General features: G+C 40.7%; 28 protein-coding genes and 1 other RNA gene. 5 read left to right on the top strand and 24 right to left on the bottom strand.

Translation table 11 applies throughout. The annotated features are described in order from the left end of the window. Positions 1–73: 73 nt before the first annotated feature. The 5 genes from queE to dpdA form a co-directional block, all read right to left on the bottom strand. Entirely contained in the window at positions 74–802 is a 729-nt protein-coding gene (queE, locus tag ACBP55_RS01570) for a 7-carboxy-7-deazaguanine synthase QueE (RefSeq protein ID WP_464649232.1), read from the bottom strand. Then, entirely contained in the window at positions 799–1,239 is a 441-nt protein-coding gene (locus tag ACBP55_RS01565) for a 6-carboxytetrahydropterin synthase (RefSeq protein WP_464649231.1), read from the bottom strand. Before ACBP55_RS01565 ends, queE begins: the two co-directional genes overlap by 4 nt. Positions 1,240–1,244: 5 nt before the next feature. Then, on the bottom strand, positions 1,245–1,904 hold the full coding sequence (gene queC / locus ACBP55_RS01560; RefSeq protein WP_464653201.1) for a 7-cyano-7-deazaguanine synthase QueC: 660 nt from the start codon (positions 1,902–1,904) through the stop codon (positions 1,245–1,247). A gap of 137 nt (positions 1,905–2,041) precedes the next feature. Then, entirely contained in the window at positions 2,042–2,851 is an 810-nt protein-coding gene (locus ACBP55_RS01555; protein ID WP_464649230.1) for a hypothetical protein, read from the bottom strand. Between the two features lie 61 nt (positions 2,852–2,912). Further along, complete coding sequence (dpdA, locus tag ACBP55_RS01550) at positions 2,913–4,922, bottom strand: tRNA-guanine transglycosylase DpdA (protein ID WP_464649228.1); 2,010 nt, start codon at positions 4,920–4,922, stop codon at positions 2,913–2,915. Positions 4,923–5,333: 411 nt separating this feature from the next. On the opposite strand from dpdA, the gene ACBP55_RS01545 reads away from it, so the two are divergent. Then, the gene (locus tag ACBP55_RS01545; protein WP_464649227.1) at positions 5,334–5,744 is read left to right on the top strand and encodes a DUF6979 family protein; all 411 of its coding nucleotides are present in this window, start codon (positions 5,334–5,336) and stop codon (positions 5,742–5,744) included. A gap of 312 nt (positions 5,745–6,056) precedes the next feature. Here the strand turns inward: ACBP55_RS01545 and ACBP55_RS01540 are convergent, their stop codons facing one another. The 6 genes from ACBP55_RS01540 to ACBP55_RS01515 form a co-directional block, all read right to left on the bottom strand. Further along, positions 6,057–7,244, bottom strand: a complete 1,188-nt coding sequence (locus ACBP55_RS01540; RefSeq protein WP_464649225.1) for a replication-relaxation family protein — start codon at positions 7,242–7,244, stop codon at positions 6,057–6,059. A 1,637-nt stretch (positions 7,245–8,881) separates the two neighbouring features. Continuing rightward, positions 8,882–9,184, bottom strand: a complete 303-nt coding sequence (locus ACBP55_RS01535) for a hypothetical protein (RefSeq protein WP_464649223.1) — start codon at positions 9,182–9,184, stop codon at positions 8,882–8,884. A gap of 27 nt (positions 9,185–9,211) precedes the next feature. Then, positions 9,212–9,406, bottom strand: coding sequence for a DUF7695 domain-containing protein (locus tag ACBP55_RS01530; protein WP_464649221.1), 195 nt, complete (start codon positions 9,404–9,406; stop codon positions 9,212–9,214). An 89-nt stretch (positions 9,407–9,495) separates the two neighbouring features. After that, entirely contained in the window at positions 9,496–9,981 is a 486-nt protein-coding gene (locus ACBP55_RS01525; RefSeq protein WP_464649220.1) for a hypothetical protein, read from the bottom strand. A 16-nt stretch (positions 9,982–9,997) separates the two neighbouring features. Beyond that, positions 9,998–10,630, bottom strand: a complete 633-nt coding sequence (locus ACBP55_RS01520) for a hypothetical protein (protein ID WP_464649218.1) — start codon at positions 10,628–10,630, stop codon at positions 9,998–10,000. Positions 10,631–10,870: 240 nt separating this feature from the next. After that, positions 10,871–11,317, bottom strand: a complete 447-nt coding sequence (locus tag ACBP55_RS01515) for a hypothetical protein (protein ID WP_464649216.1) — start codon at positions 11,315–11,317, stop codon at positions 10,871–10,873. A 278-nt stretch (positions 11,318–11,595) separates the two neighbouring features. Here ACBP55_RS01515 and ACBP55_RS01510 point away from each other — a divergent pair, with 278 nt between their 5' ends. Beyond that, entirely contained in the window at positions 11,596–11,817 is a 222-nt protein-coding gene (locus tag ACBP55_RS01510) for a helix-turn-helix domain-containing protein (protein WP_464649215.1), read from the top strand. A gap of 76 nt (positions 11,818–11,893) precedes the next feature. On the opposite strand, the gene ACBP55_RS01505 is transcribed toward ACBP55_RS01510, so the two are convergent. After that, the gene (locus ACBP55_RS01505) at positions 11,894–12,721 is read right to left on the bottom strand and encodes a hypothetical protein (protein WP_464649213.1); all 828 of its coding nucleotides are present in this window, start codon (positions 12,719–12,721) and stop codon (positions 11,894–11,896) included. A 231-nt stretch (positions 12,722–12,952) separates the two neighbouring features. On the opposite strand from ACBP55_RS01505, the gene ACBP55_RS01500 reads away from it, so the two are divergent. After that, positions 12,953–13,126: a helix-turn-helix domain-containing protein gene (locus ACBP55_RS01500; RefSeq protein ID WP_464649211.1), complete on the top strand. Its 174-nt coding sequence runs from the start codon at positions 12,953–12,955 to the stop codon at positions 13,124–13,126. 191 nt (positions 13,127–13,317) lie between these two features. Here the strand turns inward: ACBP55_RS01500 and ACBP55_RS01495 are convergent, their stop codons facing one another. Next, complete coding sequence (locus ACBP55_RS01495) at positions 13,318–13,620, bottom strand: hypothetical protein (RefSeq protein WP_464649209.1); 303 nt, start codon at positions 13,618–13,620, stop codon at positions 13,318–13,320. A 264-nt stretch (positions 13,621–13,884) separates the two neighbouring features. Here ACBP55_RS01495 and ACBP55_RS01490 point away from each other — a divergent pair, with 264 nt between their 5' ends. Next, positions 13,885–14,334, top strand: a complete 450-nt coding sequence (locus tag ACBP55_RS01490; RefSeq protein WP_464649207.1) for a JAB domain-containing protein — start codon at positions 13,885–13,887, stop codon at positions 14,332–14,334. 206 nt (positions 14,335–14,540) lie between these two features. Then, positions 14,541–14,825 (top strand): hypothetical protein, encoded by a 285-nt coding sequence (locus ACBP55_RS01485; protein ID WP_464649205.1) that lies wholly within the window; start codon positions 14,541–14,543, stop codon positions 14,823–14,825. Positions 14,826–15,059: 234 nt separating this feature from the next. On the opposite strand, the gene ACBP55_RS01480 is transcribed toward ACBP55_RS01485, so the two are convergent. From ACBP55_RS01480 to gpmI, 11 genes are all read right to left on the bottom strand, one after another. Beyond that, on the bottom strand, positions 15,060–15,440 hold the full coding sequence (locus tag ACBP55_RS01480; protein ID WP_464649204.1) for a hypothetical protein: 381 nt from the start codon (positions 15,438–15,440) through the stop codon (positions 15,060–15,062). Between the two features lie 235 nt (positions 15,441–15,675). After that, entirely contained in the window at positions 15,676–15,981 is a 306-nt protein-coding gene (locus ACBP55_RS01475; RefSeq protein WP_464649202.1) for a hypothetical protein, read from the bottom strand. A gap of 28 nt (positions 15,982–16,009) precedes the next feature. Beyond that, the gene (locus tag ACBP55_RS01470; RefSeq protein ID WP_464649200.1) at positions 16,010–17,131 is read right to left on the bottom strand and encodes a site-specific integrase; all 1,122 of its coding nucleotides are present in this window, start codon (positions 17,129–17,131) and stop codon (positions 16,010–16,012) included. A 212-nt stretch (positions 17,132–17,343) separates the two neighbouring features. After that, positions 17,344–17,707: a transfer-messenger RNA gene (gene ssrA / locus ACBP55_RS01465) on the bottom strand. Between the two features lie 166 nt (positions 17,708–17,873). Beyond that, positions 17,874–18,356 carry an SsrA-binding protein SmpB gene (smpB, locus tag ACBP55_RS01460; protein WP_047679001.1) on the bottom strand — a complete coding sequence of 161 codons (483 nt, stop codon included), beginning with the start codon at positions 18,354–18,356 and terminating at the stop codon, positions 17,874–17,876. Between the two features lie 95 nt (positions 18,357–18,451). Beyond that, positions 18,452–21,352 (bottom strand): ribonuclease R, encoded by a 2,901-nt coding sequence (gene rnr / locus ACBP55_RS01455; protein WP_464649198.1) that lies wholly within the window; start codon positions 21,350–21,352, stop codon positions 18,452–18,454. 38 nt (positions 21,353–21,390) lie between these two features. Then, positions 21,391–22,107, bottom strand: coding sequence for an alpha/beta hydrolase (locus ACBP55_RS01450; RefSeq protein WP_173187740.1), 717 nt, complete (start codon positions 22,105–22,107; stop codon positions 21,391–21,393). A gap of 157 nt (positions 22,108–22,264) precedes the next feature. After that, a complete protein-coding gene (secG, locus tag ACBP55_RS01445) occupies positions 22,265–22,501 on the bottom strand; it encodes a preprotein translocase subunit SecG (protein WP_464649195.1) in 237 nt (78 codons plus the stop codon). Between the two features lie 106 nt (positions 22,502–22,607). Beyond that, positions 22,608–23,318: a M50 family metallopeptidase gene (locus tag ACBP55_RS01440; RefSeq protein ID WP_464649193.1), complete on the bottom strand. Its 711-nt coding sequence runs from the start codon at positions 23,316–23,318 to the stop codon at positions 22,608–22,610. 28 nt (positions 23,319–23,346) lie between these two features. Continuing rightward, positions 23,347–24,639, bottom strand: coding sequence for a phosphopyruvate hydratase (gene eno / locus ACBP55_RS01435; RefSeq protein WP_056833536.1), 1,293 nt, complete (start codon positions 24,637–24,639; stop codon positions 23,347–23,349). Between the two features lie 35 nt (positions 24,640–24,674). Next, positions 24,675–26,213 (bottom strand): 2,3-bisphosphoglycerate-independent phosphoglycerate mutase, encoded by a 1,539-nt coding sequence (gene gpmI, locus ACBP55_RS01430; RefSeq protein WP_464649191.1) that lies wholly within the window; start codon positions 26,211–26,213, stop codon positions 24,675–24,677. Position 26,214: the final 1 nt, after the last annotated feature.

Genomic DNA, 26,214 nt, shown 5'->3' with positions numbered 1-26,214 from the left:
ATACATACAATCACCCCAAATAAAAAAACTAACCCAAATTGGATTAGTTTTTTATTTGGAATTAGTTAAATAACTAGACCCCTCGTTTATTCCCCCATAACCACGCATGCAATTGAGGTAGCACTCTCACTTGTTTAAGTTCATTTGACTTCATAACAGTATCAACTAACCATTCATAACGTTCTAGAAGTCTCGCAAGAAGTCGTTCGTTATTGGTCTCTTTAAGATCATCATTACCTATCTGTAGATACATCACTAAATTCGGATATCGTTGATGCACATGGATCGCATACTCTAAGTCAACTTCGTCAAATACTACAATTTTCAGGCTAAATTTTCTATTATGAATAACTAGTTTTTCAATTATTCCATCTAGAACAATCCAATCAGTCTTCATATTTGAGCTAGGAGGCTTTGGTGATAGAGTCAGATCATTTATCTTTAAAAACCAGTCCTGCCATCTACTGCCTTGCGTTTCTAAAGCAACTTCTATCCCTCTCTCATGCAATAAATCAATAAATTGATCTAATTGTCTAAGTAACGCTGGATTCCCACCTGAAATAGTTACGTGCTGAAATGTATCACGTCCTATTATTTCTAACTCTTTAAGTATTTCTTCACCTGTCATTAATTTAATCTCATCCTTAGCAGTTCCATCCCATGTAAAAGAGGAATCACACCAGGAGCAAGAATAATCACAACCTGCTGTACGTACAAACATCGTTTTTTGTCCAATTACCATTCCTTCACCTTGAACAGTAGGGCCAAAAATTTCAAGTACAGGAATTAACTTTTGATTCATTTCGTAATACCTACTTTCGGGCGATAAACAACATAGCTAGTAGGTGTTTCCCTTAGAAAAACTTGCAGACATTTCGGTTTATTGGTTTGAATGTCTAACTGGGATTGAACAATCTCCGCTATTGTCCTAGCTACAACTTCTGTTGTGGGAAATCGATCCGCCTCATTATCATTAAAACTATCTTTATCGTTATTCAAAAGAGTATGATCAAAACGATCATGAATCAGTTTTTTTATCATTGAAAAATTCACAAGGAATCCTGTTTCGTCCAACTCATCTCCAACGATCGTAATATTTGCAAAATAAGTATGACCATGTACGTACTGGCACTTTCCTGCATCATTACTTGGAATATAGTGTGCCGCGGCAAAATGAAGATCTTTATTCAGTTCATAGTGATAAGAATGATGAACAGATGGATAAATTTGTTGAATCACAACTATCACCCCCTACTTTTTCTTACGAGGTAGTCACTTAACCCCTTTGATCTTAATTTACAAGCGGGACAATCACCACAACCTTCGGCAATTACTCCGTTATAGCAGGTAAGTGTCTTATTTCTCACAAATTCGAATGCACCTAGTTGATCTGCAAGTTCCCACGTTTCTTCTTTGTTCAACCACATCAATGGTGTATCGATAACAAACTGGTAATCCATCGATAAATTTAATGTTACATTCAGTGACTTCACAAACACATCTCTGCAATCTGGATATCCACTGAAATCTGTCTCACATACACCAGTTACAATATGTTTAGCACTTATTTGTTTCGCTAGCACTGCTGCAAAGGATAAAAACAATAAATTTCGACCATCTACGAAAGTAGTAGGTAACTTACCGTCTTCTGCTTCAATTTCAATTTCATCTCTTGTTAAAGCATTTGGAGCAAGTTGATTCAATAGAGACATATCCAAAATATGGTGTTTTATTGATAGTTCCTTTGCAATATTCGCAGCACATTCAAGTTCTAAACTATGGCGCTGACCATAATTAAACGTAATTGCCTCAACTTCATCGAACTTCTCTAGTGCCCAAAATAAACAAGTTGTACTATCTTGGCCACCACTAAAAACAACCACAGCTTTTTTCTTCAAATTTATCCCTGCCCTTCTATTGTTAATCGAATTGTCTCGAATAATGTTGAAATATATTTCAAAAAGATATGATAGGTTTATGTTACCACATTTACTCTTTCCCAGCTACCCTTCATTAACCGGTTTTGCAACAAAAAAGGAACCTAATTGGGCTCCTCTAATAATTTAATCCAATATTTAAACGTAATTTCTTTTTGTTGAGTATTTAGCTTAAATCTCAGCCTTTCCCCTAATAAGTCCTTCCAAAACGGATTGTTCCTATTAAAGAAATTGCCCCTCCACCCATCTATCTCTAAATTTTTATTAAGATCAGGAATAACAATTGATTCTTTGTTTTGATCCCACTTTTCTAAGAAATATTGAAAATACAATTCCCAAGCAAAACTCAAATCAGAAACATAGTTCTCACGATGAACTAGTCTCTCTTGTATAGGCAAATATCCTAGATATGGATGGATTTCAATCAATTTATTAATGAAATTGATAAGAAGTTGGGAGAACATATCCCACTTTTCTGAAGGTTGATATGTGCCAAACACTTTTATCAATGAATTCTCTAACGATTTAAATGTAATCAATTTTGTTGAATGCTTACTTAAATTTGATCCCCTCTCAATAAGATCACCGAGAGCAGATTGTTCAAGTATCTCCACAACTAAATAATTAGGAAAATATCCTTGCTCTTCGCGAAATACTACAGGCCATTCATCTCCAACACTAGATATTGGGAGTTTATACAACAAAAAAGGAGATATCACACTCAAAGTATTCTTTTCATTACTATTCTCTTCATGCAGTTTGCCTAATACTATTATTAATTCGGTAGATACATCTTTTGAATTAGCCACTTCAAGGTTCCATTGCTTAATATTTTCAAATGTTTCTACTGAAATATATGAATTTCTATTTTCCCTAACTATCTTTTTATAGTAGTTTACACTAATAGAATTCAAGATTAATCTCCCTACAAGAAACCAGTGGATAAATAAAATATCCACGGATTCGACTATTTATTTAATTTGAGTTTCCAAAGATTTCAGAGCGAAGCTTTTTAAATTGATTATAATATACAAATGTATTATGAAATCCACGTCGTCTATTTCGATTATTTCCACGGAATATTACAACATCTAATCCGATTTCTTTACAAATAGAACAATCACAGTTTTCCCATGGACGATTGGCTAAAACCTCTCTATACATTTCTTCGTGTGCAGATCGATTTTCTCCAAGTAAATCATCGTATGCTAAAATTGCTGTTAGAGCATCTTCAAGCCCGACTGACTGATCTACATATCCTCTAAGTGCTACAAGGGCATCTTGCTCTAGTTTCTTAAACTGCGCAAACTCCCCTTTTCCCTCTAGGATCATTTTCTTTACTCTTCCTGCAGTTTCCTTTGCTTCCGGAATTCGAATTGCCGTGTAATGCCTTCCGCCTGCGGTATGATAGTTGTGTCCAGAACCCAACCAGGCCCTACGTAGTGGAGATGCCGAGTCAAATGATGTAACTCCAAGCTTATGAAATGCCTTCATTGTTCTCATATCACGTGCCACACCAAATAAATGAATTTTAAAATTTTCATTGGGTATAATAGGTGATATTTCCTTCATAATCTCATATATTTTTTCTGATTGTTCTCGGGCCAATCCACCTAAAGCAATATGCTGATAACCGTTACTTATAACATCTTGAACTGCTTTTTTAAAAGAAAGGGGATCCCATCCCTGAACTACACCTACAGGAGTAAATTCTCGTGGCATTTCATTATATTTAGTAATAAAGTCTTTAGCATTGGCTAATGTAAGTTCGTACCTTCTATCTCTTTCTACTTGATCCTTTTGAAAATCCCCAACTATTAAATGATCTACAGAAACTCCATAATCAAATCCAAGTTCCTGATAGTAATTAATTACATCTTCAGTAGAATACGGCGGTACTTCTTCAGTGATATAACTAAATGCGCCACAATCACCCATAATAGGGTAATCCTTAGGTAATCGTAAAAATTCCCTAATACCTTTTTCCTGAATCAGTTCTCTTTTCTTATGAGTCGCATTATCGATATTCACTTTTGATATTAGCATACCATCGTATTGTGGAGAGTGAAGTAACTCGTGTGCATAACGATCATTAATCAAGGGATCTCTGTTTTTTTCTGAGAAATCATTAAAAAAATCAAAATTCGGATCCACTCGATCATCATTTTCTGGCATAAAGAACCTGAACTCAGAACTATAGTTCTTACTAATAGTTTCTACAGGAAAAAGTTCTAGATAAAATTTCAGAAGTGAGTCAGTTGAATCCTCCGAAAACAATTCTATTTGTTTGTTAGACTCAAATGATTTCAATATTTTTTGTCTTATTAATTGAGGAGATTCAATAATCTCTTCCCAAGCGTATGACTGACTAGCAACTTGGCTTAATAATTTACTAAATAAAAATCCTTTTATACCAATCAATCCAAACCTAAATCGCTTGGCTTCTGCCTCGCCAATAGCCATCAAATGATAATTATCTTGGATTAGTACCCTTGATTTGCTTGATTCGCCCGCAAAAAAGACGAACTTTTGATTATTATTTATTGCTAAAGGCCATTCAATGGACTGCAAATATTTATCACCCAGCAGGAAAAAAACGAGGTCGTATCCCTTTATCCGCTCTTTAAGCGTCTCAGTTATCTTTTGCTTAGCCGACCAGTTTCTGATTGTAGTTGAGTCCATCGTATTAAATGTGACCTCATACGGAGCAATCGTTTGATTCTCACTTATTAATCCGTACCCCGCCGAAAGGATATTTAAATCAATTAGACCGCCAGTTTTTCTATATCCTTTAATGCCATCCATTAGTGCTATATGTTGACTACCAGTGTACATTTCGCTGGCCTCAGTTAAAAACGATTTAAGTTCAAGTTCTCTTTGTCCTAATCTTTCCTCATTTTCAAAATCAATCTTATATAGTTGATTCTCAGGTTTATGTAACTTTTCCCCGGTACAAGAAGTTATAACTAAAATGCGTTTGTCCATTAGAAAACTCTCCTTTATATATCTAATTATATACTAACACATGAATTAGTTGAGTTGATAGATCATTAATTTTGCACATTAGGCCAAAAAAAGGAACCTAAATCCACAACTCCCTAAACAATTACAAACTCACAGCATGCCCGTCCTTTCCTGTTCAATCCACGAAGTAACTGCCTTTCCTACTCTCTTAAATTGATGCATTTACATCCCCGTCCGAGTCATCCATAACTCAGGGTCTACCTTCTCTTTAATATACTGGTACAACTTACTATGTTACATAAAACGAAACAGATATCATCTGCAGCGTTATGCAGTACATTCCATTTATTTCCTTAAATTCTATATGCAATTCACATTTGATTTAGTAAAATAGTACTAGATTTAATATAACTAGAGTTGGAGGTTTTATTTTTGAAGAACTACGGAAAAACAGCAGTTCGTGCTGTGGAATTAATACATACTAACCAGGTTGCAACTACTAGTGATGCGTGGACTAGAGCCGCTGTCGAGATATTCGGAAATACCTCCACACGGCATAGAAAAGCTTGCCCCAGAAGCACGTTTTTGGGTCTTTGTGAAGAAGGGCTTATAAAAGGAGTTTCTGAAACTCACATTTCTAAAAAATTACGAAATCAAACCAATAAAGGTCATGCGATTGATGCAATTAACTTATTGCGGGATAACCCATTTTTATTTTCCAATCCACGTGAACTTTGGAAAATGCTTATGAACGGCGACCCTAAATCTCATAATTTTCAAATGGATGTTGTTACTGCACTATGGAATCATAAATTAATTGTCCCTCAACTCGTCACGGTATAAAAAAGATCGAACCCGTTGTAATTATCGGAGTTCGATCTTTTTTTCTGTGGCTATGCAACACAATGCCGTTGATTTTAGACTATAAAAAACCGCTCACGGTTTTTGATCTTATTGTATTCCTTTGGAATAATATTAGTACAATATCGTCTTCGGGATGTCCGGTTTGAAATATTTAGGCGCTTAATCGCAATGCGCTCCGCGGAAGCACAGGATAATTACTGCTTCCCCATTCGGTCATCTTAAAAGGGATAATACCCCAAAATGGCTAACGACATACTGCCTGTCTTTGGAGCGGGTGCACCAAAACATACTTCAATAAAGTCTCAAGTGCGAATCATAATATGTAACCAATCCATCATTAATCTCTACCCATTTTGCTTCTGCTAAAATGCTTCTCATTTTCTCATTTAAAAAATCAAGACCTGTAAAATTAAATTTGAACGGTTTAATAAATAAAGTATATAGAACAATTTGAATATTAATATTTTGAGAAATTGCTTGAGCACATAGTTTATAAAGGACTAAAAAAGTAGCGCTATCTACAAAATCACATCGTTGATGAATGATGATCTCATTATTATCATTTGTGTAAATTATATTCCACTTAATCTCTTTATGGGACTTATTTCTCAATCCTGCCAATGTGCGCATTGATTCAAATCTAGACTTCTTCTCATATTCTGATCTAACAAGATCTCTTACATGCTTTGGATCTTCAATGATTATTAAATTCACTTTATCCGTCCATTTTGATAAAACTTTATAAAAAGCATTTAGAATCGTATTGGATCTCATTCGAAAAGCCCATTGTTCTGTTGTTTTGTATATAAACAAAATTGTGCTAGGTAAAACTTGTCCTTCAGCCTGCAGATGCTCAAAATACTTCGAATACAGCGAGAACTTTTCAAATAAATCATTGCTATCTTCTGTTCCTCGATCGGCCTCGATAAAACCGTACCCATTTGGAGTACTAAATTCAGCATCGGCTTTTAAAGTCCACTGCCTACCTCCCACTTCAAATTTTCTAGAACAATACAAATTATGTCTCCACTTAATTTCATGGCAATATTCGTACTCGTCAGAAAGCCTTTCTAATTCCACCAATACTTCCGTGACCAGCATATGGTGGTCAATAAATTTTTGTGGTGGATAATAAATTTCATATTCAAAAAAACCTTCGCTCTTAAACCCGTCATTGAAATCACCTAATTTCAAATTTAGAATCCCATAAACATATTGAAGACCTTTATTTGTAAGGTAACAATATTTGCATACCGGAAAACTTCCAAAAGAGCTTGATTTTAGAAATCCCAATTTCTCTAGATTACTGACATTCTTATAAAGATTTATAGCGAAATAGCTACCTCTCATTGGTTTTACTGTTAGAAGTGACTTGACCAAAAGAGAGTGGCTTAATTGTCGAAAACGGAATACCGTCAGCAAGGTTTCCTCTTCCAGTAAAGTAATTTTCTTATGCGCTTTTGATTTTTTCAGGCTCATATTTACTGTTCACTCCCTTATATTTCCGTGATTTATTCAGGATCATCATGCTTCCAACTTTTCAATTAATATAAGGCCTGTAGCCTTTTATCTCTTACTAAATCGGCTACCACCATTAGTAGCAATAATAGTAGTACCTCTTAGTATTTGTAGGTAAGCATTAGTAGCAACCATTAGTAGCAATTATTGCACTCATTTAACCATGAAGTTTATGACCAAATGAAAGCAGTGGTTCATCATCAGAAATGCCCTGGTGTGTACCGGAAATTCTTCCGAATGATTTAGCACCAATCTCGATCATCAAATTGACTACAATTCTTCTTGAGAGAAGCAAAGAGGAGAAAGGATGATGAAGAGCATTGAGCAGATCCATCGAATCAAAGTGTTAACCGGCTAGCCCTGAAGAATCCTGTGTTCGACTGCTCTTACCCCATTGTCAATCGCTACGTTGCGCCCAAAGCAATAACGTAGGTCGAGCTAAAACGGATTTTTGGTGTTGCAGTGGCACCCAAGAGAAGCCAGTCTGGGCTTTCGTGAGTGCGATGATATTTAAACGGGCAAAAGCGGACATTTCACTTTCTCTTACTACTCTTTTCAACTAAACAACTCCGCGTTCGTACAGTGCTTCCTGAGGAAAACAGCGGAATGCCTCTCGCAAAGTCCGACTGAGGGCGCCCCAAACCGTTTAGTGCTGGATAACGCTAGGGAGCATTCAAAAAGAATGATCCTATCTGTACAGTATTTGAAGCGGATCATAAAGCCTTACTACCACTGCCTAAACTCGAATTCGAGGTTTGCCGTCATAAGCACGTAAAACCACTGCAATGGTAAATTTATTCTTGCGGGGTGCCACACGTATTACTCTTCACCGATGTACGCCGAGGGCGAAATCGTGGTACGCACAAATGCGTATTTTATCGAACCACTAGACGAGGCCGGCGCTACTATATTCCAGCATAACCTTGGATTTTGTAGCGAACGTACGGATACCTTGGACTGAAAGACTATGCTGGACCAGCTTATGGTGAGGCTAGCTGCATGGAAAAATAGCGTTATGCGTAGTCAATTGGCCGCCAAAAGTGGTCGAATAACTAAAATTTCACAGGAAATTCGTGATGCAACCATGGTACTTTTGCTTGATAAAGACAAAAAAATCGAGTTGCCCTGAGTAACAGGAACAAACTCGATTCAAAAAGTTAAACGTCAAAAAGACGAAATATTTCTCAAGTGAGAAATCCAAAGTAATGCGCATTAATAAAACTTAAACGCTCTTTCGTCTCGTGACCAGAGCCAAGGGAAAATAAATATAAGAATAGTATATCAGCAAAATATTTTCTTGTGAAGAGACATTCGTTTTTGTATCCACTTAGACTTGACTGTCTTTTGTATATCTATTAGAATAAGCTCATTCAAGCTCGTCGTAATGAGCAACTATTGAAATATGAACTTTTATAATCGAAAATGGATAGCTAGACCTGAATCTATGGTTCAGGTCTTTTAATTTTTATTTACTAGCTAGTACTATGGCATTTCAAAAAAGTTTACGTTAAGGCTCTTGAAAACTACGCGGGCTTGTTAAAATGGAGTGGCAAATAAAAACTGTACACTTAAGTTAAGTTAAATTAAGTTAACTTAACTTATCCACCAGTCATTACGCACTTCGTGAATTCCTCATAAATCATAGATTGCTCCATGGCACTATTACTGGAATTGTAAGCTTTATTGAGATCCATAATTTTATCCAACTTGCATACTTCTTGCAGTTCTTCAATGGACATTGCGGTCACCAAAGATGAAGTCTTATTCGATACATGATATAGCTTTTCCTCAACTTCAAGCCGCCCTTCTAATTGACTGCGGTAATAGTGCATCAACAAATTAGCTTGTAATCTCTTTAACTCAATAAATTTCTTACCGATATTCACTTTTCCCCCAAGCATAAGCCCCACCACCTTCGGCACAAATAGCTACTGATCAATTAGTACAGATAACTCCTCATAATCCTCAAGAGAGCCGACTCGACGCAGGTATTGGCGCCCTCCATCAACTCCGACTTTTCCACAAGTACATGTTATATAATCATGATTCTCAATAGATTCAACTATTTCTAGACAATGTTTACACCGTATGCTGTTTTTAACAATGCGAGGACGTTTATCCATATTGATCATCTCTCTAATAATTATTTCGCATGTCTAATTTATCATCAAGTGAAAAAGAAAGAAAACCCGCCAAAGAAGCGGGTTGAGAATTACCTTACGGAAATATTTGATCTTAACAGATCTATAAAGTCATGCTCAAATAGCCACTCTAAAAGGTCTAATGACTTGATCCCCAATGTTATAGCACTCGAGTTCCCACTTGCGTCGCTGGATAACATCACATTAAAAATGTTTCTGTGATAGTCTTCGTATCGCTCATTATTTTCAGAACAGACAACATCAATGCTAAAATGTGAAAAGCGGTGAAGAGCTTCTTCTAACAAAATTTCTGCTTCAGGGGCGTCAGTCAATAGTTCGTTTCTATCCAAAACACTTACAACTATTCCGCTAACTTCGCTTTTATCTCCGTATGACAAAATAGCCCGAAAAATCTCACGATCCATAGGTGAAAAATTATCACAATGAATCGTTACAAATACCTCTGTAAATAGTCCTACCTGCATCTTCTGAGGAACATATTCAGGACTAAACAATTCAAAAAAATCGATTTTCTTAACCTCCGGCCGTTGTCTCATCGCCTGCCCCTCCTCATTATAACCATTCCTTTGTCAGAACAAGTTGTCCAGATAGCACATGAAAAATAGAGTAATCAATTCGTTTAGGGCTGAACTCTCTTTCCCCATAGTCAGAGGCTTGCTGATAATTAATAAAGATTAGCTCCTGGCCGTCAACTACAATTTTGTGTACACCTGATGGCCCAGTATCAACATTTTTAAATAATAACTCAATGAATTCCTCATTAAAGTGCTTTTTCAGAGCAGCCAATTTGTTAATGGCGACTTCATATTCAACCGTCTTGCCGTTCTCTGACGAGTATTTCAACTGGCAAAAGCTATAGTCGGAGTCTCTTTCCTTAGAAAACTCCTCAATTTGAATTCTCATCAGCTTTCTCATTCTTTCAAGTAAAACACTATCAACTATACCCAGTCGTTTCATGAGAGTGTTTTTTCTAATGAAGCATAAAAGCGAATCATTTCTAAGCACTTTTCTACTTTCCTCTAAAATAACTATGATTAGTTTCTTGTCTAAACTATCCATTTGCGGACCCGTTATCTTTACACCAACTGCTTCGTGCGTCCCATCATCAAAAGTGTGCTCGAGAATTAATTTGTCGTACAGCTTAAAAAAATCAAGCTTTTTATACGTGGATTCCAATGGCTGCATATGTCACATCCCTTTAATTATTAACAAACTCAACAGGCTCAAACGTATTCAATTTAAGCGAATGAAACGTATTACTTAAATAATTAATCCAAAGGCATCTGCCTGGATCAACATGATGTATTGCCTTCATTTGCTCGGTCGGAATTGTGATGTTAGTCAGACGCGTATACTCATCCGAGTGTTTCTTGTCGAACAAGACATGATGATGATTTGGCAGCCGGCATAGAAGATTCGGATTATCTATTGATAAATTACTGGAAAATCATAGTTCCCCCAGTCGGCTCTCCATAATAAGTGGTGTAATGCTTCAACAAACCAAGCCTCGTATTTTTCATTTATTAAAGCCTCGTTAGGGATTTCGATATCAAAAATAAAGTGATGTCCTAATTTCAATAAACAAAACAATGCTGGAACATGATATATTTCCCATATCGTTTCAAATAGCAGAAGGGCTATTTCTTGAACAGTCAGATCTTTGGGAAACTCACGATAGTATCCCTGTTCTGTTTTTACCCATGGTTTAACTCCGAAACTACCGGTATAAAACTCTAAGAATTCACGACAAGGACTTGATTGCAGATTATTCGCATAGTCTTTAAGTGGGCTCTCAGTGTATGTGTTGTAGCTTGTACCGTTTGAAAACAGATCCTCTTTACTTATGCCCTTGATCTCTGCCAACATCTCCATATAAGTATCACAAAAGAATTATCTTGCCGCCGTGGTAACCTCGCCGATAAGATATAAGCCAGATAATGATTACTGCTCAGCCAAAAATGACAGAGAGTTGCAGTTTGCGTAGTGCATTAAAGCTATAATCTGTTTTCAAGTTAGACCCTCAATTATTTCTTTGTGTGTAAAAATTAAATAAAAATTGCTAGTTTTACACTGGTATCTGATTAGATACCACTTCATCAAAAATTATATGTTAGCTTTTGCGTAAAGTCAAAAGCTGGTGAAAATAATTTATGAGCAAACGGGTTCAAATTAATATAAAGGCCTTAACTACAAAGCACAACATTTCTCTTAGAGAGTTAGCTCGATTGTCGGACATCAACCACGCAACTTTGAGTAATTTATCGACCGGTAAGAGGAAGAACATACATTTTGCTCATATTGAACGAATTGCCGAGGCCCTAGGCATAAGTGATATTAGGGAGATTATTGAGTTAGATGAGGACAATAGTTAACAAATGTATAAGGCTCACATCTATTAGACTCCATTACAGGAGTTAACAGATATGAGCCTTTATCTTGAGGTCCGTTTTACCGTAAGGTTGAGTGTTTCTCTAAATACTCTTGCCAGTAATTTTGATCATCTCCTACTATGTCGTGTAGCCAATAATACATCATTACTATTTCAAGATATTGCTTCTTCCCTTTTAAGAAGGGTTTAGCCGATATTTTGGTGTAAAGCGAATCTAAATTAAATAGATTGCTCTTCTTCCTGTAGTCGTAATCATACTTCTCCCACTGGCTTGCACTCTTTTTTCTGTGATCGGCAGGCCACTTGTCTTTATTCTCATAGAAGCGATCTACCCAATCAAAACAGAAAAGTAAAATGTCTACTCTATACTTTTTCCAAGTGCTTTCAATCCATAAATCTATCTCGCTATAAAAAGAGACCCGACCGTTCTCTTCAGCTTTACTTTGGGTTAGCTGGTAATCCTTTAGAAACAAATACAACATCTCTGTTTGATCCTTAAGAAATGGATGTTTATTTATTAGTTTCGAGTAGCAAACATACGATAAGCTTCTAAATTCACTGTCTGAGCTATACAAGTAAAAAAGGTCCTCTTTTTTAATTACAGGTACTATGGATCGGTTTAACTGCCTGTTATGGGTGTCATAAATATCAATTAGCCACTCTTGTAATTCAGGCTCATATTGTGTGATTGTTTTTCTGTACTTATCCAGCTTTTCATCATTTAAGATCGTTTTCTCATCTATCTTGGTTACATCCAGGTATTGATTATAATATTCAAATACATAATCTACACAAGTCTTCAAGTTTTGTATACGATCCTGTATGTTGAACTCATTAAGTTGGTCTTCATTCTTCCGTTTAGCAATATAAGCTTCTATGGTAAGCATCAGTAAACACCTCATTATTCGTAATGTAAAAAGAATCTTACTTCCAGTGCACTAGCAGCACTTGAAAATGTGAACTGACTGAGGTATAATTATGTTAATTATTTAAGTGGGTTCCGTCACGCGACAATGAACCTTTACGGGTGTAGAGCACAATCAGCAACGGCTGATTTGTGCTCTTTTTTTATTTCGCATGCTTTTTTTTGCATGACACTATTTTAGGAGGCTTATTATATGGAAACAACCCTACTGACCATCGATGAAGCACGCGGCATCTTGAGAGTTGGACGTAACGTGATGTATGAGTTAACTAAGACGGGATTGCCTCATATCAAGGTAGGCAAGCAAATTCGCATTCCTAGAGAAGCATTACTGCAATGGATTCAGAGCCAAACCAATGTCTCCTAAACTCATTAGGATCAAAGGTATTGGCAAAAGATAAAATCTCGTCCCAAAAAACAGGGCGGGATTTTTTATTTTTACCAAAATATTTTGAAAGCACGATTGCAAAAGACACGTTCTCCATGTGGCCCTACAGAGGCCGGTGCGGTAATAACCATATAAACACGTTCCAATCCCTTATATAGGATACACGCTTATCATAACAGGCCTTCGCGTTCAAGAAGTGCAATCAACTCCAATTCACGTTCACGGGCGGCTTGCTTGTCTATCTCCTCGATTTGAAGCATACCTATTTGTTCGCGTACAAGGCGATCAAAAGCGTCCGGGATTTTAGAAGCGTCGATTGTCACTGCTGCTTTAGCTTCTTCTGGAATATACTTAACAATGTGCTCAACCAGCACTCCAACATGCAGACTTTCAAATTCTTCACCGTCAATGATCTCGCAAGGAAAATTGATGATTTCCACGCCATTGATAACCATCACTTTTACTTCCTTCACCTTTGTCGCCTCCTCCCATATATTCGTGCAACCTTACTCCATGGTCTTACTATAACTCATTTATCAACCTCAGGTAACTTAGAACTAGCATTCCATACCCCACCTTATTCGGAAAAATAAGCACAACGATGAAATATCAATTAGTTTGCTTTTCACATTTTATGACACTAGAATTTTTGAAAATAAATTTTCTTCTGAATTTTACGCCTTCGGAGTCCCTTGTTAAAGTGTAAGTATTATACACATAAGGGGATGCAGCATACCATGATTCATGTTAACTTCTATGCAGTTAAGCAAGTAATTGAGAAACGGCGAAAATTGAAAGAAAAGCCCTTGCCGGTTAAATCACCACAAGATGCCTATAATTTTATAAACAAATTTGTTGACTTGAGTAATTATGCTGCAGAGCGCTTCGGTATTCTTTGTTTGAATGCTCAATATGAGGTAATTGGCATACATGTACTCTCTATCGGTACTTTGCAAGCTACACTTGTATCACCAAGAGAAATTTTTCAGGCAGCCCTTCTAAACAGTGCAGCAACCATTGTCTTATATCATAACCATCCGTCAGGCGATCCCACTCCAAGTACAATGGATATTCAAATAACCAAAAGTATCGCATTAGCGGGAGAAATAATGGGAATAGAAGTAATTGATCACATCGTTGTCGGACATGAATGTTATAAAAGCCTTAAGGAGTCAGAGTTATTTTAGTGCAAATAGATAGGCTAAGAGTAGTCGTTAGGATAGACAGAATCTCATGATGTTCGGGGTATAAGTCTGGCCTCAGTTGTTAAACTGAGGAGAGGATACTATGGTAATATTAGGTATGTAAGTGTTTGTCCATTAAAGTAACGGGAGTTTAGTTGAATTTGTGATTGAATATAGGGTAAATAGCACTTACATATTGGTGGTGGGTTATGATGAGTAAGATATTAAAATTAAAATTTATTTTGCCAGGTATCCAAATAATTTTGACTATTGTGGCAGTATTAATAGACCAGAGTTTTAAACATGGGTTTGGCGAGGGAGTAAATCAAGTAAGAGCCAATCTTGTAAGCAATATTGAATTTTTTATTAAGTTCTTTCTTGGATACGATGATATCGTAAATTACAACTTTAGAATAATAACAGTGACATTGGCTATTGTATTCTGGGCTTTAGTTGGTTTAGCAATTGATAAGTTGATAAAACATTTCAAATAAAAACGTCGTTCAACTAACGAGAGAACGAGGGAGTTCACTATAATAGCAGCAGTACATGACTTGATTTTCTATTCCATGACTGCTGCTGTTCTTAATTAACGGGGCTGTCTATTACTTATTCTTTGTGAACTGACAAATTTGTAAATTCAAATAGCCGCGCTAGGTCAATGACTCTAGTCAAGACTTGTAAAACTGTCCATTTTATCTAACATGCATGAAATCTATTCATTCTTACTAATTTTTCCAGCTCAAAACTTTTTTCCATCTTCTAGCGATATCGACCTTTTGAACTCTTTCATTACGCCGATTAACTCTCTTGTGATAAGCTTCTCGCTCAGCGGGATTCAACGTTTTTAGTTCTTGAATTACCTCACTGACATACTTCTCACAGCCGCCAACATTTAACTCCTTCTGCTTTTGAAGAGATCCCCACAAAACACCTTCATCCCATGCGCTTTGGAGTTCGAACGCAACTTTGTCAGCGTACTCTTCAGTCGGTAATTCCATTATCGGAGCATTAAATATACCATCAGCAACTAGAACTATAAACTTACCATCTCTAATAACGGATCTGTACAATAGCTTCAGCCCCTTTTGAATCAATTGACCATCCATGTCCAGAAGGTACTCTTTACTCATGTATTTCAGTCTTTACGCCATCCGCTGACTTCTTCAAGAAACTCTTCCCCTCGTTCAGGCATAAAGAACGGACTGCTTCCAAAAGATTATCTACGGAGTAGTCTTCCCTTTTGAGCTTCAACCGTCGTCAGTAGCTTTAATATAAGGTATAACTATTCTCTGCACTCGATTGTAAAGAATGGATAGAAACCCATTCTAGTATTAAAGGGAGTTACAGCCGAATTAAAATTTGCAGAATCATTCTCCGTGATGTACCCAAGACAATAAAATCGGAAATCTTAGCATTTGTTATAAAATTTATAATATCATCCCTGGAGACATCCCAGTAAAATATAGCTCTCTTTGTAGATGAGTACAAATATTTCTCGCACTTAGCGGATACACCAGCCACATAAGTTTGATTCAGAATTAAAATGCCATCATCAATTAATGCATCTACTCCTAGTCTGCAAGCAAGAACTTGCGCCATATGACTTTTTCCTATGCCACTCTTGCCGTTTAAGCCGTAGATATTCATACTAATCTACCTTTCACGTAAAGTGCAATTATCTGCGACTCCTTAAAGCCTCACTCATGGCGTTGACCGTCTTTTTATGGGTTTTATCAAAACGGTGTGTATAGATCTTGTTCGTAGTCCCAAGGTCAGAGTGTCCTAGTGCTTCTGAGATTGCTTTAAGATCTACTCCCGCCTCGTAAAGGATACTAGCGAAGGTGTGTCTTAAATCATGCAATCGGATCTTCGGTAGGCCACTCTTCTCTAAAAAATTTTTAAACCGTGTGGTTACGTAATTTACACGATATAGCTGTCCGTTATCTTTGACAAAAACGTAATCACTTTTGTGATACTCATGTCCTAACATTTTTTCATACTCCAGCTGTTTCGACTTGGTTTTTAACAGAACTTCTAATAACTCGTCCGTGATGTAGAGTGTCCTTTTACTTTTATCCGTCTTAGGAGGCTTAACAACTTCTACGCTGCCCGCGCTTGTTCTGACTTCAGAGATATGTATGAGCCGGTTTTCTAAATCTATATACCTCCATCTGAGGCCTACAATCTCCTCACGCCTTAAGCCGAGATATCCCGCCAGATATACCGGCAACTCTAGATTCGTATCCCGAACTCCATCCAAAAGCGTATTTAGTTGGTCACTAGTATACGACTGTCCTGTAAATTTGTCTTTCCTAGGTAGCGTCACCGCGTCAGAAACATTACGATGGACGAATTGTTGCTTCAATCCATAATCTAACGCCTTGCGAATACAGGCATGATGTTTATGAACGGTGTTTGGAGATAAACCCTTTTCATCCATCAGGTATTTGTAGTATTGTTGAATGTGAACCGGCTGCAGTTTCTGCAGTTCGAAGTTTCCTATCTTAGGAATAATGTGATTGTCTATGATATTCTTATAGCCATATGTAGTCGTTTCTTCGCAGTTGTATTTGACGTAATTGTCCATCCAGTGGGATAGAAACTCTGCTAAGGTCATATCTGTTGTCTGAACTAAAAGATGCCGTTGTTGGTTATATTCAAACTCGTTTAAGAGCTTCTTTGCTTCTGTTTCGGTTGAGGCTGTTGCATATTCACGAATTCGTTTGCCGGCGCTGTCTCTCCCGAAGTCAAACGTAATTCTAAACTTAGTGCCTACTTTTGTGATGTTCCCTGGCATCTGTACCACCATCCTATCAAAATGAATCGTAGGGGATTCCCCTACCTCATATTAATCGTAACATGGCGAACTGACTTCGAGAAATACCCCCTCCTGTAGTCCAATGGACTACAGGACACTTTAAAAATCAGGGGTCCAAAAAGTTTTGGACTACATTTGGACTACATTTTTGCCCCTAAAATGGGAAAAACCCGCTCCAGGAGCGGGTTTCAAGATGGAGGTGAGGGGAGTCGAACCCCTGTCCGAAAATATCGCAACACAGGCATCTACGGGTGTAGTCACAGTTTTGATGTCACCCGAGCAGCGCCCCGTAACCGGCTATGCGTTGGGTCAGCCTGATTATCTTCTTACGTCGACCCCAGGCGGAGACCAAACGTCGTATCCCACTATAGTTGAGCCCCTATCCCAGTCACATGGGCGATGCTGAGGAGGAGCACGCTAACAGGTTATTAAGCTGCTAAAGCGTAGTTGTTTTGTGTTTTGCCATTTAATAGGCTTTAGCGTTTTATAGTGGACGCGGCCCCACTACCCGCAACCCGTGCCCAAACTATCCCCGTCGAATCCAAGAACACCCCCGGATTGCCTTCGTTACCGTCATCATAGACGGTGAAGGTAAAGACGTGCAGTTGAGCCAAATTGCTTTCAAATCTTTGCTGCTAAATTAGTATAACACATGCTGATGAAAAATGAACGACTAGGTTCATGGAAGTCGAGGAGTTGCCTTCCAGTATGGGCTGGCCACCTATCTAGCAATCTTCTGCTTCTCACGCAGGGCACGTTGAATGTCTCGCTGTGCATCCTTTTTCGCTGCAGATTCACGCTTGTCGAACTGCTTCTTCCCTTTGCCTATACCGACCAAAAGCTTGGCGTAACCATTTCGGATATACACCTTCAATGGAACAAGGGTATAACCTTCTTGTTTTGCTTGACCTAGCATCTTGGCAATCTGCGCCTTTTTTAATAGCAGCTTTCGCGTCCGTGTTGGATCTTCCGGATTGCTTCGGTTGCCTTGATCAAAAGGACTAATATGCATGTTGTGTACAAATGCTTCGCCATTGCGAATAGTCGAAAAGCTATCGCCTATGTTTGCTTTACCTGCCCGTAAGGATTTGATCTCCGTGCCGGTCAGGACAAGACCGCATTCATACGTTTCTTCAATAAAGTAGTCGTGTGAAGCCTTTTTGTTCTGGGCGAGCAATTTGCCATCTGCCTTTTTCGTTGCCACGTGAGATCCTCCTCCCGCACGTTCAATGCAGGTAAATACTGCTACAATGTGCATCCTATTGTAGCAAGTTCATGGCCGAAAAGCAAGAAGCGGCGTTATCTCCGCCGCTTCTTGCTACCATCGCCGTCGTCACTCCGGCGACGACCACCCTTGGCGAGCGCGTTCACGCCGCTCGCCCAATCACTGCCGCCTGTGCTGCGCTCAGCAGCAGGCGAACGACCACCCGCTTGGGTTTCGCCCCCAAGCGCAATCCCACCGCGGCCGCGCTTGCTTTCGCCGCGGGCAGCACCGCTCTCTGTCCGCCCCGCGCCGACAGATTCAAGCCTTGCGCTCAAGCTGCCGCCTTCGCTCAGCTTAGGACCGCCCGCTTTGCCGCGGCCAGCTCCACCCTTGCCGCGTTTCTCGCTCCACGGCGTGCCTCCAGCTTTCCCGCGCCGCGACTTGCCCTGGCCTGCACCGCCCTCTGCACGCCATACTCCACCTTCTGCGCGTCCAGAACCTTCGCCGCGCCCTTGCCCTGCTCCGCCTTCACCGCGCGCTGCGCGTGCTGCAGCCTCAATCCTGCGGGCTGCACCACCTTCAGCACGTCTAGCTCCAGCCTCACCGCTTTGCCCTACTCTTTCAGTTCTTTCCTTATCGCTTTTCCCTGCTCTTTCCTTACGCTCTCCACCAGCAGCACCAGCGCCCTGAGCCTTCGCACCGCCCTTGCCCTTAGCGGCAAATCCGCCCTTGCCTTTTTCAGGTTTGCCTCTATCGGATCCCCCTCGGAAACCTTTAAACCCAGCCGCACCCTTAAATGGTTTTCCACCGCGGTTTGAACTTCCGCCTCCGCGACTAAACCCGCCCTCTTTGCGAGGCTTCATATCGAGCAGTTCAAAATCAATCGTATGCTCATCCATATTGACACGAGCAACGCGAATCTTGATCTCATCGCCGATTCGATAGATCTTGGACGTACGTTCACCGATGAGAGCAAACTGCCTCTCATGGAAATTGTAATAATCGTCGGTCAAATCGCTAAGGCGAATCAAACCTTCAACCGTATTGTCGAGCTCAACGAACATACCAAAACCGGTAACACTGGAGATAATACCTTCGAATTCCTCACCGACTTTATCCAGCATGTACTGAGCTTTCTTCAATGCTTCCGTCTCACGTTCCGCATCTACGGCCACACGCTCACGTTCCGAAGATTGCTGAGCAATATCACTCATCCGCGACGATAAGTATTCATGACGCTTATCAGACAGCGTTCCGCCGCTTTCCAGAACCTCACGAATCACCCGATGAATAATTAAATCTGGGTAACGGCGAATTGGCGATGTAAAGTGGGAATAAAATTCCGCCGCCAAACCAAAATGTCCCAAACTCTGCGCATCATAGCGAGCTTGTTTCATGGAGCGAAGCATAATTTTACTAAGAACCGTCTCTTCGGGAGTCCCTTTAATCTCTTCCAAAAGCGCCTGCAAAGCCCGTGGATGTACGGAATTCCCTTTACCTTTAACCGAGTACCCGAAGTTCGTTACAAACTCCATGAAATTCATCAGCTTCTCAGAATCAGGGTCTTCATGAACACGGTATAAGAAAGGAACTTTCATCCATGAAAAATGCTCTGCAACTGTTTCATTCGCTGCTAACATGAACTCTTCGATCATCATTTCAGCGACTGAACGTTCTCTTTTCACAATATCCGTAGGTTTGCCTTCGGAATCAACGATAATTTTAGACTCCTCGAAGTCAAAATCAATCGCTCCGCGCTTCATCCGTCTGGAACGCAGCCTTGCAGCCAGCTCTTCCATTCGTTTGAAATCTTCCATTAAGTAGGCATATTTCTCGACAATCTCCGGCTCTGCTTCACCTGTCAGAAGCTTACGTACATTCGTATACGTCATGCGTTCACTAGTTTTAATAACACTCGTGAAAATCTCGTGGTTTACTACTTTTAAATTCTCATCGAACTCCATCTCGCAAGACATGGTTAAACGATCTACACGAGGATTGAGCGAGCATATCCCATTAGATAGTCTATGAGGCAGCATTGGAATAACACGATCGGTTAAATATACGGAGCAACCGCGATTATAGGCTTCAATATCCAGTGCAGTGCTTTCCCGCACATAATAGCTCACATCGGCAATATGCACGCCCAAACGGAAGTTGCCATTTTCCAAAAGCTCCACATTTACCGCGTCATCCAAATCCTTCGCATCTTCACCATCAATGGTTACAATGCGCTTCGAACGAAGATCGCGGCGCCCTTGACCAATAATTTCTTCTTCCGTAATGGAATCTGGAGCGGCATCTGCCTCCGCCAGTACGTTCTCTTGGAAAGCCTCTGGTAGTTGGTGTTTGCGTACGATAGCCAAAATATCAACACCTGGATCATCTTTGTGGCCAAGGATCTCAATAACTTCCCCTTCAGCCGCAGAACGGCCCTCTGGATAGTTAACAATCTTGACGACGACTTTTTGCCCCGTAACAGCGCCCATAAAGGCATGCTGAGGGATGAAAATATCCCGAGACACACGCTTATCATCCGCAATAACGAAACCAAACGTCTCCTGACTCTGAAAAACGCCAACAATTTGCGTATTCGCACGCGTAATAACTCGAACGACTTCGCCTTCCAACCGGCCTCCGCCCTGACTCCTCGCGGTTATCTTTACGAAGACAATGTCGCCATTCATCGCAGTATTTAGATCATGAGCATTAATATATACATCCGGGTGATCCCGATCATCTGGAATTAAGAACCCGAAGCCTTTGGCATGAGCTTGCAGTTTACCTCTCACCAAATTCATTCGTTCAGGAACGCCATAGCGGTCATTTCCGCCTCTGACAATGTGACCACTTTCCTCTAATTGATTTAACAATTTAATAAAATCCTTGAACTCATTCGCACTCTCAATTCCAAAATGCTTCTCAAGTTCTTTATAGGACATAGGCTTATAAGCCTCTTCTTGCATCAAACTTATGATTTCTTTATCTGTCAACATACTCTCTTCACCTTCTTGTTGTTGTTGAGCCTAGCTTTCTAATGCGCCGTACTTGTTTCCTTTACTCCATAGTATGCCACTTTCAGGGAAAGGATAAACGCAGTAATATCGGCATAGATAAGCTCTCTCTCTTGATCCAGCAGCAGTCCATGGGATGACTCTGGGTAATAACGAAGTTCTTTCACTTGTGAACTAGTGCGCTTATGTAAAAACGCTGCGCTTTCCTGATGGACCACGACGTCCTTGCTCCCTTGACCGATCCATATCGGGGCTTCAACCTCAGGCAGCAATCTTTTCACTTGTTTTAACAGCTTCAGTAGGCTTACTACGCAACGAATCGGCGTTTTGGTATATGCACATGACTCATCTAATAACGTGGAGACTTGTTTGGGCTTCTTGGCTACAAATTTGATAAAATATTGCAGCAATATGGCCAGCGCCAACTTTCTTGAAGTCAGAAAAATAGGCGTAGCCAGCGAAACAACCCCAGCCGCACGACGTTCCACAGCCAGCTTCAAGGCGAGCAGTCCGCCCATGGAATGTCCCATAACAACAACGCTTTTGCATATAGCTGCAAGTTCGTCATAACTCTCCAGCACATGCCCATACCAATCCGTCCATCCGGTTCGTATCATTTCTTCGGGTGAGGTACCGTGTCCTGGAAGTTTGACGGCATGGATCGTATATCCTTCATCTCTGAGTATATATCCAATCCGTCTAAATTCCGAGGGTGACCCGGTAAACCCATGGATCATCAGTATGCCTGTCTCTTGATTATCTCCACTTCCTACCCAAAAGAATGGTTCTGTCGACTTGTAAATTCTGCTCTCGATGGTAACCAGCTCCTAACACCCGTTTAAAATGAAAAAACAGCAGGAGTAGATTTCCCCTGCTGTTATCGTTTTATGTGTGTTAGGCCTTCACTACGTATGCTACGACAATGGAAAGAATGAAAAATGCAGCAGCAAGCCCCATCGTGAAACGGGACATAAATAGTTCCAAACCGCGTGCTTTTTGCTTACCAAATAAGTGTTCTGCACCACCGGAAATGGCACCGGACAAACCTGCGCTTTTACCTTTTTGTAAAAGTACAATCGCAATTAATCCAACCGAAGCTATGATTAACAAAATTTTCATAAAGATTACCATGTTATTAGCACCCCAATTGCCTGTTCTTTGCCTTATACAACTAGCATGAGTATTTTAACACAGTTCGTCCTAGAATACAACAAAGAGCCACCTGGCGGTTCCTCTTCTAGTCACGGTAGGATGGTGTTGGTGATTGTCGGTTGGAGCTCCTTGCACGCTTGTTTCGCCCAAGAAAAGCTTGCACAGCCTGCTTCGCACACCACAAAGCAAAGAGTGTAAATCCGATAGCCCATATGATTGCAGGAATACCGGTATGCAGTGCCAAATTGGTGGCGTCACCTGCTTGCCGTGCATTGCCCCAAGCATAGATGATTAAAGAAAATGGGCCAAACACAGACTCTTCTAAGCATAAGAAAGCGAGCAATAAGTAATAGAAATCACTTAACCACTTTGGCGTAAGCGCCAGAATAATGATCGTCAGAGCAATGAAGCCAACTAAGAACGTGATTCCAAAACTATTTCGTACAAATAAAATCAACGAAAGACCGGATAAGAGAATCATAACCTGCAAACCTAAACGCTGCTTGCCCCTCGAATAAGCTGAGAACAGGAACCAAGCAAAGAGTGATGCCGTTATATAACCAGCTAAGGCCACCGGAATGATCGCCCATTGCTTCGTAATGGAAGAGTAGGTTACTCCGCTATGATCCTGATAGAGCTCAATGTACATCACCTTTCCCGATAGGGCCAAAGTGACTACAGCATGCCCAAACTCATGAACCATCGTGTCTAAGTTGCGAAAAAAAGAAGAAGGGATCCAGTGCGTGAGCAACGCGGAACCTATCAGAAATAAAATAGTTTTCACCCAATTGCTCATACAGCAGACCCCTCCGGTATTTAATTAATTATTTAAAGTTTCTCAAGTTGTAGAATGCTTTTTTACCAGCGTATTGAGCAACTGTGAACAACTCGTCTTCGATACGAAGAAGTTGGTTGTATTTCGCAACGCGGTCCGTACGGGACGGAGCACCTGTTTTGATTTGACCAGCGTTTGTAGCAACAGCGATGTCAGCGATTGTGCTGTCTTCGCTCTCACCGGAACGGTGGGAGATAACCGCTGTGTAACCAGCGCGTTTTGCCATTTCGATCGCATCAAAAGTCTCAGTAAGTGTACCGATTTGGTTAACTTTAACCAAGATGGAGTTACCGATGTTTTGCTCGATACCTGTGGATAGACGCTCAGTGTTCGTAACGAACAGATCGTCACCAACGAGTTGTACTTTGCTGCCCAATTTCTCAGTAAGCAATTTCCAACCTTCCCAATCGTCTTCGGAACAGCCGTCTTCCACTGTGATGATTGGATATTTATCAACCCATGCAGCAAGGAAGTCAACCCACTCAGCGGATGTGAAGGATTTGCCTTCGCCTTCAAGGTGGTATTTACCATCTTTGAAGAACTCAGTGGAAGCAACGTCCATACCCAGGAATACATCAACACCTGGTTTGTAGCCAGCTTTTTCAATTGCTGTAAGGATAGTAGTGATTGCTTCTTCGTTGGAAGTGAAGTTAGGAGCAAATCCGCCTTCGTCGCCAACAGCTGTGTTAAGGCCTTTTTCTTTCAATACGGATTTCAAGCTATGGAAAATCTCAGCGCCAATGCGAAGAGCTTCTTTGAATGTAGGCGCGCCTACTGGCAGAACCATGAACTCTTGAACGTCAACGTTGTTGTCGGCATGTGCCCCGCCGTTGATGATGTTCATCATTGGAACTGGAAGCGTCTTAGCGTTGAATCCGCCAAGGTATACGTAAAGTGGAACATCCAAAGCGTCAGCAGCTGCACGAGCTACTGCCATGGAAACAGCTAGGATCGCGTTAGCGCCTAATTTTGCTTTGTTAGGTGTACCGTCAAGCTCGATCATTTTGTTGTCGATGCCAACTTGATCAAGAGCGTCTAAACCAATGATTTCTGGAGCGATGATTTCGTTCACGTTCTCAACGGCTTTCAGAACGCCTTTACCAAGGTAACGACCTTTATCACCATCACGAAGCTCAACAGCCTCGTATGCGCCTGTAGAAGCGCCTGAAGGAACGATAGCGCGGCCGAAAGCGCCGGACTCTAGATATACTTCTACCTCTACTGTTGGGTTACCGCGGGAATCCAATACTTCGCGTGCATAAACATCAGAAATAATCGTCATTGTTAGAAAACACTCCTTTAAATAGTATGTTTGAATTAACGCTTTATGATGGTTGTCCCGGTCATTTGTTCCGGTTGTGTAACCTCTAAGAAGTCTAGCATCGTTGGGGCAATATCTGCCAAAATTCCGCCGTCTCTTAGTGTAACAGATTTGTCCGTAACAATAAAAGGTACCGGATTTGTTGTATGGGCTGTGTTGCGTGATCCGTCTGCGTTCGTAACCACATCTGCATTTCCGTGATCTGCTGTGATGCACACCACGCCGCCTTTGGCGAGGATCGCTTCTACAACTTGACCTAGACAAGCATCGGTTGCTTCGATGGCTTTCACTGTAGGCTCCAGCAAACCGGAGTGACCTACCATGTCAGGGTTAGCGAAGTTGAGAATGATCACGTCATGACGCTCCGCTTCGACTTCCTTAACCACAGCAGCTGCCAACTCATATGCACTCATTTCTGGTTGCAAATCATACGTAGCTACTTTCGGTGATGGAATGAGAAGACGCGTTTCGCCTGGCAATTCCGCATCACGCCCGCCGCTGAAGAAGAACGTAACGTGTGGGTATTTCTCAGTCTCTGCTGCGCGAAGCTGCTTCAGACCATTCTGAGCCAGCACCTCACCCAGTGTGTTGTCGAGATCTTTAGGCTTGTAGGCAACGAAGCCGTCTACCGACTCACTGAACAGTGTCAGACATACGTAGTACAGGTTCTTAGCAGCTTTAGGACCACGGTCAAAACCGCGGAAATCTTCATTCGTGAAGACTTGTGAAAGCTGAATCGCACGGTCAGGGCGGAAGTTGAAGAAGATTACCGCATCCCCTGATTCTACAAGACCTACCGGCTTGCCGTCATCGCCAACGATAACTGTTGGCATAACGAATTCGTCGAAGATCGATTTCTCATACGATTCAATGATGGCTTTCATTGGATCTGTATACGTAGGGCCCTCGCCATAAACCATGGCACGGTAGGATTTCTCCGTCCGCTCCCAACGTTTATCGCGATCCATCGCATAATAGCGGCCTTGGACGGTCGCAATATGCCCTACGCCGACTTCCATGATTTTGTGCTGCAAGCTGGCCATATAACTCTTTGCAGAATCGGGAGCCACGTCGCGGCCATCAAGGAAGGCGTGGATGTATACATCGTTGAATTGTTCTTTTTTAGCCAAGTCCAGCAAAGCGAACAAATGCTGAATGTGACTATGCACGCCGCCATCGGAGAGCAGCCCGTAGAGATGCAGCTTCTTTCCGTTTTCTTTTGCATGTCGAAATGCGCCTAGAATCGTTTCATTATCGTAAAATTCACCATCACGAATCGATTTGGAAATCCGCGTCAGATCCTGATAAACGATACGGCCTGCGCCGATGTTCAGGTGTCCCACTTCAGAATTCCCCATCTGGCCTTCCGGCAAACCTACGGCCTCACCGCAAGCGGTAAGGGTTGTATGTGGATAACTCGACCAGTAACGGTCGTAGTTAGGCTTTTTGGCGTGAGCAACCGCATTCCCCTGCTCTTCTGAGCGGAGTCCGAAGCCATCGAGAATAATGAGTGCTACCGGTTTCGGTCTGGACATG

It is taken from the genome of Paenibacillus sp. WG02 (assembly GCF_055396115.1).
The sequence above is the reverse complement of the archived record's forward strand: the minus strand, read 5'-3'. Positions and strand labels throughout refer to the sequence as shown.